A 12,564-nucleotide genomic window follows, 5' to 3' on the forward strand; every position below is an offset into this window, starting at 1 on the left:
CTTGAGCCGTATGACGGGAAACTGTCACGTACGGTTCTTAGGGGAGGGGCTGGCAGCAATGCCAGTCTCTTACCCGACATCAAGACGGAAAGCGATGTTTTGAAATTCGTTACCGCCTTGATTGCCAACACCAAAGGCGACGGCAAGGAGGGCGACGAGTTCTGGACCAAAGCCGAAACCCTCTTGTACTGCGCCCTTGTGGCCTACATCGTCTTTGAGGGGCCGGAAGAAGAACGCAACATGAATACGCTGGTGGAAATGATAAACAGCATGGAAGTCCGGGAGGATGACGAAACCTTCAAAAACGCGGTGGACTATATGTTTGACGGGCTGGAACGCCGCAGCCCCCAGCACTTCGCCGTGAGGCAGTATAAGAAATACAAGCTCGCCAGCGGCAAGACAGCCAAAAGCATTTTGATTTCCTGCGGTGCAAGACTGGCTCCCTTTGATATTCCCCAACTTCGGGAGATCATGTCTTATGACGAACTGGAGCTGGATAAGCTGGGGGATGAAAAATCAGCGCTGTTCTTTCTTATCAGCGACACGGACACCACCTACAACTTTTTGGTTGCCCTCGCTTTTTCGCAGATGTTCAACCTTCTGTGTGAACGGGCTGATAACACCTATGGCGGGCGTCTGCCCTACCATGTGCGGGTGCTGTGGGACGAGGCAGCCAACACCGGACAGGTGCCGGGGCTGGAAAAGATCGTGGCCGTCATCCGCTCCCGTGAGATCAGCCTGACGCTTTTTTATCAGGCAATGAGCCAGTGCAAGGCATTGTACAAAGACCATTCCGAAACCATCATGGGCAACATGGACAGTATCGTATTCCTCGGAGGCCGGGAGGCTTCCACCCTAAAGGATATTTCGGAAAACTGGCTGGGCAAGGCCACCATCTCTATGCAGACCGAGGGCCGAAGCCGTGGACAGTCTGAAAGTTACAGCCAGAATATGCAGCGGCTTGGCCGGGAGCTGATGACCACCAGCGAGATCACCACCATGCCCGGGGATAAATGTATCTTGCAGCTTCGGGGGCTCCCGCCCTTCCTGTCCCCGAAGTATGACTTGAAAAAGCACCCGAATTACAAGTACACAGCCGAATTTGATAAAAAGAAAAACGCCTTCCGCTTGGAAAGCCTGTTCCGCCACCGGCCATTGAGACTAAAGCCGGAGGACGAATACACGGTGTACGAAGTGGACGGCTCCGACACGGACGAAGAAGCTGACCTGTTGAATTTCGATGATCTGGACAGCGACGAGTTTGTGTAACTTCGGGCCATGTTGACCCGAAGCGCCGCCGATGTGGGCGGCTTTTTTTGTACCCAAAATCATCAAACAAACAAAATGGAGGAACGTATATGGAATTTTTCAATCAGGCAATCGACATTCTCAAAATTCTGGTCATGGCTCTTGGCGCCGGTCTGGCGGTATGGGGCGTCATCAACCTTCTGGAAGGTTACGGGTCGGACAACCCTGCGGCAAAAAGCCAGGGCATTAAGCAGCTGATGGCGGGCGGCGGTGTCGTTCTGATCGGTCTTCAGCTTATCCCTCTGCTGTCCGGGCTGTTCAGCTAAATGTCACCCGTTGTCCCTTTTTCCAGAAAAGGAGCTGATGTATGGACTTTATCATCGACGCAATCGTTGAATGGCTGAAAGGTCTGCTCGTCGATGGTATCATGGGAAATCTGGATGGTCTTTTCGATAACGTCAATCAGAGCGTTGGCGAGATCGCCACACAGGTAGGCACGACCCCGGCGGACTGGAACGCCGGGGTCTTTTCCATGATACGACAGATCTCTGAAACTGCCATCCTGCCAATCGCCGGGGTCATCCTCACTTTTGTAATGACTTATGAGCTGATACAGATGCTCATAGAACGCAACAACCTCCATGAAGTTGACACATGGATGTTTTTTAAGTGGGTGTTCAAAACCTTTGTGGCTGTGATGATCCTGACGAACACCTTCAATATCGTGCTGGCGGTCTTTGATGTGAGCCAGCATGTGATACAGCAGTCAGCGGGCATTATCCAGAACGGGACAGAGATCACGCCGGATGTGCTGGACAGTTTGCGGACAGAGCTTGAGGCGATGGAGTTAGGCCCTCTGTTCGGACTCTGGCTCCAGTCCTTCCTGATCCAGCTTACCATGATTGCCTTAAACATCGTGATCTTCGTTATCGTATATGGCCGTATGATTGAAATTTATTGCGCGTCCAGAAGCGCCGCTTTTCATCCAAAGGCGGTGTGCGGGCATTTTGGGAACCCGGCTTTAGCAAGCCGGTAAAGAAAAGTATCAAAGACGTGAAAAGCGTCACTTTAGCGTCATCCGATTTACCCCGGAGGGAAACCACAAGGGGGACAATAGCGTATCGGAAAAATCGCAAGTTGGGAAAACCATCTACCCACGACTGAGCGGCAAGACGCAACATTGTGAATGAGGAGCAAGGCTAAACTGCTTTAAGGGCAGTCCGAGGCGGGATACTCGACCCGGCGGCGCAGGATGGTTGTATTCGCCGTATGTCATAGCGGAATGTGACAGGTAAACACAGACCGCACGATACTTATGACAGCCAGCCGCAGTAAGCGGAAAAGGACGAAAACCCACTACCGACATCACAATACGCTTTTCCCAAAGTGTCTAACTGGAGATTGCCTAAACCGGAACGCCGGAACTATCCGGCTATGCGTAATGCCGCAAGGCGATAAATTTCAAGGGGTAAAAACCCAAGAAAGATGACGCTGAATATCCGGCATGGCAACGGAGCCTCCGTAGTAGTCCGAGGGCGGGAAAGCCGTCTACATGGCGAAGGGAGGCAGGATGTCAACCAATTCATAAAAAGGAAAGGTGCGTGAGGCATTATGAGAAGTCCTGAAAATGTGTTGGAAAGCCTAAAATCCAAGGCGTGTAACAAGAGCTACAAGTACGAGCGGTTATACCGCAACCTGTACAATCCACAATTCTATCTGCTGGCATATCAGCGGATACAGGCGAAACCAGGCAACATGACAGCCGGAACAGACGGCAAAACCATTGACGGAATGGGAATGGCAAGGATAAACGCCCTCATTGAAAAGATGCGGGATTTTAGTTATCAGCCTAACCCGGCAAGGAGAACGTATATCCCGAAATCCAATGGGAAAATGCGTCCTCTGGGGATACCGTCATTCGACGATAAACTGATACAGGAGGTGGTGCGGCTCATCTTAGAGAGTATTTATGAGCCAACCTTTAGCGACTATTCCCACGGTTTCCGTATAAACAGAAGCTGTCATACGGCACTCAAATATGTGCAGAAATATTTTACGGGGACAAAGTGGTTCGTTGAGGGAGATATAAAGGGCTGTTTTGACAACGTAGACCATCATGTGTTGATTGCTATTTTGCGAAAGCGGATTGCAGATGAACATTTCATCGGTCTGCTCTGGAAGTTCTTGAAAGCTGGATATATGGAGGATTGGAATTATCACAATACTTATTCCGGCACTCCGCAAGGCTCCATCATCAGCCCTATCCTTGCAAACATCTACATGAACGAACTGGATAGCTATATGGCAGAGTATGCAGAGAAATTCAACTGCGGAAACCGCCGTAAAATCAATCCTGCGTTCAAGAAGAAGCTGGATGTCTGCCGGGGGAAAGAACAAAGGCTTAAAAGAAATCTCTCTAAAATGAGCGAGGAAGAAAAAGAGGGCTTAATTGCAGAAATCCGGGAACTGCGGCGTAGTCTGAAATCTATGCCGTATAGCGACCAGATGGACGATAGCTATAAACGGATTTGCTATATCCGATATGCCGATGATTTCTTAATTGGAGTTATCGGCAGCAAAGAGGACGCAGAACAGATTAAACAAGATGTAGGCTGCTTTATCCGGGACAAACTCCATCTGGAAATGTCCGAGGAAAAGACATTGATTACTCATGGACACGACGCTGCGAAGTTCTTGGGATATGAGGTCACAATCGCCAAAGGCGAACACAACAAAAAGACCAAAACCGGGGCTACCAGACGGGTAAACAATGGAAAAGTCTTACTTTATGTTCCCCATGATAAGTGGGTAAAACGACTGTTCTCCTACAATGCCCTCAAGATTAAATACGACAAACAAAATGGAAACAAAGAGGTTTGGGAACCTGTCCGGCGCACTCGCCTGTTGCACTTGGACGATTTGGAAATCCTAAACCAATACAACGCAGAAATCCGTGGATTGTATAACTACTACCGACTTGCAAACAACGTGTCTGTACTCAATAACTTCTACTATGTAATGAGATACAGTATGCTCAAAACCTTTGCTGGAAAATATCGGACACGAATCAGCAGAATTATCCGCAAGTACCGTCAAGGAAAAGATTTTGTTGTGGAATATCCGAAGAAAAACGGCAAGGTCGGAAAGGTATTGTTTTACAATAATGGGTTCCGCCGGGACACTAAAGTAGAAAGCGGAAATCCTGATATAGTAGCAAGAATTTTTGAGAATTATGGGCGTAATAGTCTTATAAAAAGACTGCAAGCAAACAGGTGTGAGTGGTGTGGCGCAGAGAATGTGCCGCTTGAAATACACCATATACGAAAACTCAAAGATTTAAGTGGCAGAAAACAATGGGAAATCGCCATGATTGGGCGTAAGCGCAAGACAATGGCACTCTGCGTCTACTGTCACGACAAGTTACACGCGGGGAAATTAGACTGACATCTGGAGAGCCGGATACGCTGAGAGGTGTAAGTCCGGTTCGGAGGGGAGTTCTCGGAAACCTGCCATAGTGATATGGTAAGGCGCCGGGTTCTTACCCTACTACTCACAAGTTTAGCGCCTATCCCGTTTGCCACCGTCCCCAACAGGGAAACCGGACACATGGGGCAGAACTATTTCCGCTCCCTCTTTGCGGTGGGCTTTCAAGGTCTGTTGATCTTGGTCTGTGTCGCCATCTATGCGGTGCTGATCCAGAGTATCGCCACCGACGGCGACCCCATCGGGGCGATCTGGGGCTGCGTGGGATATACGGTGCTGCTGTGTTTTACCTTATTCAAAACAGGCAGTCTTGCAAAATCCATCTTCGGCTGCCATTAAGAGACTTCGGGCCATGCTGACCCGAAGCGGAAAGGAGAAATCCATGCAGGAAAAAACTGCGGGCGGAACACCAGCCGCCCCTATAAAGCTGGATGTAAGCGTGCGGGTCATCGAACCTGTGAAAAACCTCATGGGCTTTGCCAGCGTGAAATTCAATGACTGCTTTGTGGTGGAAAATCTGAAAATCGTACAGGGCAGCAAGGGGCTCTTTCTTGGGATGCCCAGCCAGCCAGACGGCAAAGGCGGCTATCGGGATATGGCCTACCCTGTCACAAAGGAGTTCCGGGAACAGCTCAATACTGCTGTTCTGCAAGCCTATGAGGCAAAGCTGGAACAGATGGCGGAGCGCGGCTCTGTGGGGCGTGCGTCCATCAGCGACCAGCTCAAAGCCGGAAAAGCGGCTGCCGAACAGGCAAAGGCAGAGCGGCCTCCGAAGGAAAAGCCCAGCCGCAGTGCAGAGCGTTGACCTCGGGCCATGCTGGCACGAAGCAGAAAGGAGGCGGGAACCATGCCACGCAAACGGACGGGCTATGACGCGGCCTGCTATTACGACGGAAAACTGCTGGGCCGCTGTACCAAAGCGGACAGCGACGCCTATACCCTGTTGATGAACGCCTGCGGCGGGGAGGCTGCCCGTGTTCTTCGGGAATATGCCTATTTTTCCCCAGAACTGAAAGCCATCTTGGAAAAGGCGGCGCTCATGCAGGCGGACCGGAGCCGGACGGGCGGAATGTTCCATGCGCCGAAAAGCTCCCCGTGGGGCGAGGTGCAGAATTGTGAAACCCTCTGTCCGGGGGTGTTTCTGGTATCTACCGCCAGCCACGGCGGAACGATGGTGGCAAACGAGGTAGCCGCCGTTCTCTCCCCAGCGGCCAAAAAATGCGGCTTCAAGGACAAGGGCTATATCTGCTATGAGGAGGACGCACAGGAAAGCGTAGTGCTCCGGGAGCTGCTGGACAAAAAGCTGAGGAAAATCCCTGACCGCATTAAGGACAAAGGACAGTTTGAAGAAAAACTCAATCAGTCCATCCGGCAGTATCACCCCGAATACTGGCGGGCAAGGCAGAGCGGACGAGAGGCCGCCGAAGCTGCCCGCAGCACAGCCCCGGCCAAAGAGGCCGCAAGATAACCTCGGGTCATGCTGGCCCGAAGCAATAAAGGAGGTGTACCAAAATGGCCTATGTACCAGTACCAAAAGACCTTTCCAAAATCAAGACAAAGCTGGCCTTCAATCTGACGAAGCGCCAGCTTGTTTGTTTTTCCAGCGCGGCGGCGGTGGGCCTCCCGGCTTACCTGTTTTCCCGTGGCAGTATCGGGAACAGCGCCGCCATGTTCCTGATGATCGGCCTCATGCTCCCGTTCTTCTTTCTGGCTATGTATGAACGGGATGGCCTTCCGCTGGAAAAAGTGCTGAAAAACATCATCCGCACCCGGTTCCTCTATCCCCGGGTGCGGCCTTACAAAACCGAAAACTTCTATGCGCTGCTTAGCGCCAGAAAGGAGGCGCAGCCGATTGCGAAACAACAGAAGGGCCGGAAAGCCCGCAGGCAGAAAGCCTGAAAAGCAGGGCCTTACCGGCCTGTTCACGAAAGGAAAGAACATTCCCACCACCGCCCAGCAGACCCTCCCTTACCGGGAAATGTACCGGGACGGGGTGTGCCGGGTAGCGGACCGCTATTACACCAAAACCATTGAATACGAGGACATCAACTACCAGCTCGCACAGTCCGAAGATCAGGCGGCCATCTTTGACGGGTGGAGCGCCTGCCTCAACTACTTTGACAGCAGCCTTCCGTTCCAGCTTTCCTTCCTCAACCACCGGAGCCGCCCGGGCAGCCGGTACAGCGTGAACATCCCCATGCAGGACGATGATTACAACAGCGTCCGGTGTGAGTATGTGGAAATGCTGGAAAACCAGATCGCCAAAAGCAACAACGGCATTGTCCGCACAAAGCTCCTGACCTTCGGCGTGAACGTGGACGACCTTCCCACCGCCAGGGCAAGGCTGGAACGTGTAGAGGCGGACATTTGCGGGAACTTCAAAAAGCTGGGCGTCAAGTGCCGCTCCCTTTCGGGGCTGGAACGGCTGGAACTCCTTCACGGACAGCTCCACCCCGGCAGCGGCTCCCCCTTCCGGTTTTCATGGGATATGATCCCCAAAACCGGGCTTTCCACCAAAGACTTTATCGCCCCGGACAGTTTCGATTTTCGTTTCAGCCGTCTGTTCCGGGTGGGGACGACTTGGGGCGCTGCCTCCTACTTACAGATTTTGGCCTCAGAGCTCTCGGACAAGCTGCTGGCGGAGCTTTTGGAAATGGATGCGGAAATGACCATCACTCTCCATATCCAAACCGTCGATCAGGCCGCCGCCGTAAAATCTATCAAGGCCAAAGTCTCCGACATTGACAAGATGAAGGTGGAGGAACAAAAGAAGGCAGCCCGGTCCGGGTACGACATGGACATACTTCCGCCCGACCTTGTAACGTACAGCAACGACGCAAAGACCCTTCTGGAAGATTTACAGAGCCGGAATGAAAGAATGTTCCTTCTGACCTTCCTTGTGGTAAACATGGCCCCAACCCGCCGGGAGCTGGACAACGACCTGTTCACAGTGTCGGGTATCGTCCAGAAATACAACTGCACCTTGAAGCGGCTGGACTTCCAGCAGGAGGACGGTTTTCTTTCCAGCCTTCCGCTGGGTCATAACGGCATTGAGATCAAGCGCGGCATGACGACCAGCTCCACGGCCATTTTCGTTCCCTTTATGACGCAGGAGCTCCGCATGGATGGCGAAGCCGTCTATTACGGGCTCAACGCCCTTTCCCATAACGTCATCATGGCAAACCGGAAAAAGCTCAAAAACCCCAACGGCCTGTTCCTCGGTGTGCCGGGCTCCGGTAAATCCTTCGCCGCAAAGCGGGAGCTTGTGAACGTGTTCCTTGCCACCCGTGACCGGATCATTGTGGTGGACCCGATGGGCGAATACTCGCCCCTTATCAAGCGGCTGGGCGGACAGGTCATCGAGATCGCCCCGGACAGCCCCCACCACATCAACCCGATGGACATTGACCTGAGCTTTGACGAGGAAAACCCGATGGCGCTGAAAGCCGACTTTATCCTGTCGCTGATGGAGCTGATCGTCGGCGGCAAGGATGGCTTGCAGCCGGTGGAGCGGACCGTCATTGACCGCTGTGTACGCCAGATGTACCGGGAACACTTGCAGGACCCGGAAACAAGCAAAATGCCGACCCTCCAAACCCTGTATGACCTGCTCTGTTCCCAGCCGGAGGGCGAGGCGGTACGGCTGGCAACGGCCCTTGAAATCTATGTGTCAGGTTCCCTTAACGTATTCAACCATGAAACCAATGTGGACTTGAACCGCCGTCTGGTATGCCTTGACTTAAAAAAGCTGGGGGCCGGTCTTCGGACGATTGCCATGCTCATTATGCAGGACTTGGTAAACTCGCAGGTGTCCATGAATTTCCTCCGCGGTATCGCTACATGGTGCTACTTCGACGAGTTCCATGTGCTGCTCCGTGACCGGCTGACGGCAAGCTATTGTGTGGCGATCTGGAAAATGCTGCGAAAAAAAGGGTGCGTTCCCAGTGCTTTAACGCAGAACGTGAAGGATTTTCTGGCAAGCCCGGAGATCGAGAACATCTTTGAAAACTCGGACTTCCTTGTGCTGCTCTCGCAGGCACAGGGGGACCGGCAGATTTTAGCCAAACAGCTTGGGATCAGCCCCCACCAGCTTTCCTATGTGACCCATACCAATTCCGGCGAAGGGCTGCTGTTCTTCGGGAATACCACCATCCCGTTTGTTGACCGCTTCCCGCAGAATACCGAGCTGTACGCCATTATGACCACCCGCCCGGAGGACAAAAAACAGGAAATGAACCGGGCATAACGCACTTCGGGCCATGATGGCCCGAAGTTTGGAAAGGAGGGATACATCATCGGAAAGAAACCGGATAAACGGAATTTTCAAAGGCCGGGGCCGACGGAGGATACCGGGAGCAATCGCCCCGGACCGGCTGAACGGGAAGGGCCTTCCCCCGCACCATCCCGACGCCTGCGGTTTAAGGACGAGGATACCGGGCAGGACAGTTCTTCGGGCCACAATGGCCCGAAGTCCAAAAGCGGTAAGTTTCAAGAGGACAGCCGGAAAAGCCGTCCCTCTGACCGCATGAGGCAGGAAGATGAAGCGGGCGGGCCGCAGGATACCGGCAAGGCACAGGAGCCGGAGGGCTCCGCCGAGAAGGCCGGGAGCAAAAAGGACAAGTACCAGAAAGCACAGGCAAAAGCGGAACACGCCGGGGAAAAGCTGGGAAAGGCCCGGGAGAAACTGGACAAGACCGAGGCAAAACGGGCAGCGAAGAAGCCGCCGGGGCTTGCAAAAAAGGCAGTCCGGGGAGCCCGTACAGAAGCGTGGTTCTATGTCCACAACAAGATACACGAGGTTGAGCATGAAAATGTGGGTGTGGAAGGAGCCCATAAATCCGAGCTGGCCGCAGAGGCCGGAGCCCGGAAACTGACCCGCTATGCCAAACGCCGCTGGCGGGAACACCCAGCCCGGAAGGTGGCAAAGTGGGAACGGAAGGACATAAAAGCCCGGGCCAATGTGGATTTTCAAAAGATGGCCTCCGAGCACCCGGAACTTGCCAGCAATCCGCTTTCCCGTGTGCAGCAGAAATGGAAACTGAAACGCCGGTATTCCAAAGAAGCAAAGGCGGCTGCAAAACAGGGCGCAAAGGCCGCAAAGAAAACCGCTGCCGCTTCGGGAACTGCGACCCGTCGGGCGGCGCAGTTTGTGACCCGTCATCCCGTGGCGGTGCTGGTCCTGCTCCTGCTGTTGCTGCTCTGTTTTCTTGTGTCGGCGGTAAGCTCTATCTTTCCCACGCTTGGCAGCGGCCTTGCCAATGCGTTATCCGGCACCTCCTACGCCTCGGAGGATACGGACCTGCTGGGGGTGGACGAGGACTACACGGCACTGGAAAACGAGCTGGCGCAGACGGTAGCGAACATCGAAAGCACCCATCCCGGCTATGACGAGTACCGCTATTCCGTGGACGAGATCGGCCATAACCCCTATGAGCTGGCGTCCTATCTCTCGGCAAAGTACCATGTGTATTTCCGGGAACAGGTGCAGGACGAACTGCGGGAAATCTTCGAGGCACAGTATGAGCTGACCTTGACGGAGGAAGTCGAGATACGCTACCGCACCGAAACCAGCACTGACCCGGAGACCGGGGAAACCACCACCGAGGAAGTCCCCTATGAGTATTACATTCTCAATGTGACCCTCACAAACAAAACGCTGCCCGCCGTGATCCTGCCGAGGCTTAACGAACAGCAGCGGGAAATCTACATCGTTATGCAGCAGCTCAAAGGCAACAAACCCTATCTGTGGGAAGGGATTTACAACGGCGGCGAAGATACCGGCCCCAGCTATGAGATACCCGGTGAGGCGCTGGATGACCCGGCTTTTGCGGCGCTCATGGAAGAAGCCACAAAATACATCGGCTGGCCCTATGTGTGGGGCGGCTCCAGCCCGTCCACCTCCTTTGACTGTTCGGGCTTTGTCTGCTGGGTGTACACGGCCAGCGGCGTCCACAACCTGCCCCGTACCACGGCGCAGGGCATTTATAACCAGTGTGCCATCATTTCTCCCTCCGAGGCAAAGCCCGGCGATATTATCTTTTTCACGGGAACCTATGACAGCCCCGGCCCTGTGTCCCATGTCGGGATTTATGTGGGCGACGGGATGATGCTCCATTGTGGTTCGCCCATCCAATACGCAAACATCAATTCAAGCTACTGGCAGACACATTTCTATGCCTTCGGGCGTTTGTGAGCCAGAGGAAAGGAGTCCTTGCATGAACAAGATCGACAAGCTCGATAAGGAACTGGAAAAAGCCCGGGAGAAGGCTGCCGAGTGGCAGGCCAAAATCCGGGAGCTGGAAAAGCAGAAACAGGAGGAAGAAAACAGCCAGATCGTGCAGGCAGTGCGCTCCCTTAAACTGACGCCCGCCCAGCTGATGGCATTTCTGAATGACCCCAAAAACAGCCTTACCGCTTCGGGCCATACTGACCCGAAGCCGGAGGCACCCGAAAAGGAGGACACAGCCCATGAAGAAAACTAAATACCGCAGGCTGGCTGCGATGGCTGCCAGCCTTTTGTGTTGCCTGATCTTTACGGTCCCGGCCTACGCCCAGAGCAGCGAGCCACAGCCGGAGACAGCTCCCGCCCCGGCGGAAACCGAAGCGGAGCCGGAAACACAGAACCCCTTTACCCCGGACGGGACGGGAACCGTGGTGGACAACGCCACCGACGAGGACGGTAAAGAGTTTTACACCATTACCACAGCAGACGAGAGCGTGTTTTATCTGGTGATCGACAAACAGAAAACCAGCGAGAACGTCTATTTCCTCAATACCGTTACCACAGACGACCTTCTGCCTCTTGCCGAACAGGGTAAGGAACCGCCCAAAGAAGTGACCCCGGAGCCAGAGCCAAAGCCCACCGAACCGGTGGAGGAAGTACCGGAATCCGAGCCGGAGAAAAAGGACAGCCCCCTTCTCTCTCTGCTCCTGATCGGTGCGGTGGTGCTGGCCGGCGGTGGGATTGGTTACTATTTCAAGATTTACAAGCCGAAGCATGAAGCCCCGGATTTGGAAGATGATTACTGCGAATATGAGGACGGGGAGCTGGAGGAGATCGCAGAGGAACCCGAGGACGAAGATACCCCGCCGTGGGAGGAAGATACGGAGGAATGAGAATGAATTTTACAAGCAGCCCTTTTGAACGAATGATGAAGGAAGTACCGCACCCCGGCTGGGACAATGACGACCCTTGTAAGGGATGCCGTTACTACAAGGAGTGCAAAGGAAAGAAAAAACAGTGCCGGAAGAAGTTCCGGGCGCTGATCGTGGAGCCCCGCCCTTCGGGCCATCGTGGCCCGAAGTCTTAAATGGACGCCCGGGAGCTGACCCGTGACGAGAAGAAGAAAATCCGTTCTCTTGTCATGGGGATGTGCGCCAACTATGACCGGGAAAGCGGCCTGTGCCTTCCTCTTGACTGTGCCTGCTATATGCTGCACAAGTGCTGGACAGGGGCGTACTGCCGTTATTTCCGTGAGGCTGTCCTACCTCTTAACCCGGAGCTTCAAGCGTCGCTGACAACGGAAGGCATCTCCCCGGAGCTGCGGGCCTGTGCGGTCTGCGGAAAGGCATTTTTGCCCGAGGGGCGTCAAGCCTACTGCTCCGACGCCTGCAAGGCCGAAGGGAACCGCCGGAAAAGCCGGGAACGCATGAGGAAAATGCGGGAGAAAAGGCCGGGCGGCTGTTACGATTTGCCGCCTCCAAAGGCTTGACATTCCGGGCTTTTTTGAGGGTGTTTCCGGGGTGGGAATATCTTATTACATTTCTCCCCGGTCTGCCCTCTTATTTCGTAACATCCAGCACTTCGGGTCATGTTGACCCGAGGCACAGAAA

Annotated in this window: 12 protein-coding genes and 2 pseudogenes; all 14 read left to right on the forward strand. The window is 53.9% G+C overall.

The features are described from left to right. Positions 1–1,269: VirD4-like conjugal transfer protein, CD1115 family (locus GPK88_RS09840; protein ID WP_252197744.1), on the forward strand; the 1,269-nt coding region annotated here is incomplete at its 5' end. Positions 1,270–1,358: 89 nt separating this feature from the next. Continuing rightward, a complete protein-coding gene (locus GPK88_RS09845) occupies positions 1,359–1,574 on the forward strand; it encodes a Maff2 family mobile element protein (RefSeq protein WP_016306504.1) in 216 nt (71 codons plus the stop codon). A gap of 41 nt (positions 1,575–1,615) precedes the next feature. Further along, positions 1,616–2,260: pseudogene (locus GPK88_RS09850) on the forward strand (VirB6/TrbL-like conjugal transfer protein, CD1112 family); the annotation flags it as partial. A gap of 599 nt (positions 2,261–2,859) precedes the next feature. Then, a complete protein-coding gene (locus GPK88_RS09855; protein WP_005933772.1) occupies positions 2,860–4,692 on the forward strand; it encodes a reverse transcriptase/maturase family protein in 1,833 nt (610 codons plus the stop codon). Between the two features lie 102 nt (positions 4,693–4,794). Then, positions 4,795–5,070: pseudogene (locus GPK88_RS09860) on the forward strand (VirB6/TrbL-like conjugal transfer protein, CD1112 family); the annotation flags it as partial. Continuing rightward, on the forward strand, positions 5,042–5,536 hold the full coding sequence (locus tag GPK88_RS09865; protein ID WP_252197745.1) for a SpoVG family protein: 495 nt from the start codon (positions 5,042–5,044) through the stop codon (positions 5,534–5,536). The pseudogene GPK88_RS09860 and the gene GPK88_RS09865, both read left to right, overlap by 29 nt. 9 nt (positions 5,537–5,545) lie before the next feature. Then, positions 5,546–6,199 carry a DUF7007 domain-containing protein gene (locus tag GPK88_RS09870; protein WP_215696606.1) on the forward strand — a complete coding sequence of 218 codons (654 nt, stop codon included), beginning with the start codon at positions 5,546–5,548 and terminating at the stop codon, positions 6,197–6,199. Between the two features lie 44 nt (positions 6,200–6,243). Further along, positions 6,244–6,630, forward strand: a complete 387-nt coding sequence (locus GPK88_RS09875; RefSeq protein ID WP_003500106.1) for a PrgI family protein — start codon at positions 6,244–6,246, stop codon at positions 6,628–6,630. After that, entirely contained in the window at positions 6,548–8,977 is a 2,430-nt protein-coding gene (locus GPK88_RS09880; protein ID WP_412314306.1) for a VirB4-like conjugal transfer ATPase, CD1110 family, read from the forward strand. Before GPK88_RS09875 ends, GPK88_RS09880 begins: the two co-directional genes overlap by 83 nt. A gap of 279 nt (positions 8,978–9,256) precedes the next feature. Further along, positions 9,257–10,924, forward strand: coding sequence for a C40 family peptidase (locus tag GPK88_RS09885; RefSeq protein ID WP_195656528.1), 1,668 nt, complete (start codon positions 9,257–9,259; stop codon positions 10,922–10,924). Positions 10,925–10,946: 22 nt separating this feature from the next. Further along, the gene (locus GPK88_RS09890) at positions 10,947–11,213 is read left to right on the forward strand and encodes a DUF4315 family protein (protein ID WP_005927622.1); all 267 of its coding nucleotides are present in this window, start codon (positions 10,947–10,949) and stop codon (positions 11,211–11,213) included. Continuing rightward, positions 11,200–11,847, forward strand: coding sequence for a DUF4366 domain-containing protein (locus GPK88_RS09895; RefSeq protein ID WP_215696604.1), 648 nt, complete (start codon positions 11,200–11,202; stop codon positions 11,845–11,847). Before GPK88_RS09890 ends, GPK88_RS09895 begins: the two co-directional genes overlap by 14 nt. A gap of 2 nt (positions 11,848–11,849) precedes the next feature. After that, entirely contained in the window at positions 11,850–12,041 is a 192-nt protein-coding gene (locus tag GPK88_RS09900) for a hypothetical protein (RefSeq protein WP_003500082.1), read from the forward strand. Continuing rightward, a complete protein-coding gene (locus tag GPK88_RS09905; protein WP_055303329.1) occupies positions 12,042–12,443 on the forward strand; it encodes a cysteine-rich VLP protein in 402 nt (133 codons plus the stop codon). Positions 12,444–12,564: the final 121 nt, after the last annotated feature.

Source organism: Blautia sp. MCC269 (genome assembly GCF_018785655.1).
Lineage (GTDB): Bacteria > Bacillota > Clostridia > Lachnospirales > Lachnospiraceae > Blautia_A.

Excerpts from the sequence above, each read along its gene's own strand:
- GPK88_RS09880 (WP_412314306.1), top strand. The coding sequence starts at position 6,548 with ATGCGCTGCTTAGCGCCAGAAAGGAGGCGCAGCCGATTGCGAAACAAC.
- GPK88_RS09885 (WP_195656528.1), top strand. The coding sequence starts at position 9,257 with ATGAGGCAGGAAGATGAAGCGGGCGGGCCGCAGGATACCGGCAAGGCA.
- GPK88_RS09890 (WP_005927622.1), top strand. The coding sequence starts at position 10,947 with ATGAACAAGATCGACAAGCTCGATAAGGAACTGGAAAAAGCCCGGGAG.
- GPK88_RS09855 (WP_005933772.1), top strand. The coding sequence starts at position 2,860 with ATGAGAAGTCCTGAAAATGTGTTGGAAAGCCTAAAATCCAAGGCGTGT.
- GPK88_RS09900 (WP_003500082.1), top strand. The coding sequence starts at position 11,850 with ATGAATTTTACAAGCAGCCCTTTTGAACGAATGATGAAGGAAGTACCG.
- GPK88_RS09905 (WP_055303329.1), top strand. The coding sequence starts at position 12,042 with ATGGACGCCCGGGAGCTGACCCGTGACGAGAAGAAGAAAATCCGTTCT.
- GPK88_RS09875 (WP_003500106.1), top strand. The coding sequence starts at position 6,244 with ATGGCCTATGTACCAGTACCAAAAGACCTTTCCAAAATCAAGACAAAG.
- GPK88_RS09870 (WP_215696606.1), top strand. The coding sequence starts at position 5,546 with ATGCTGGCACGAAGCAGAAAGGAGGCGGGAACCATGCCACGCAAACGG.
- GPK88_RS09895 (WP_215696604.1), top strand. The coding sequence starts at position 11,200 with ATGAAGAAAACTAAATACCGCAGGCTGGCTGCGATGGCTGCCAGCCTT.
- GPK88_RS09845 (WP_016306504.1), top strand. The coding sequence starts at position 1,359 with ATGGAATTTTTCAATCAGGCAATCGACATTCTCAAAATTCTGGTCATG.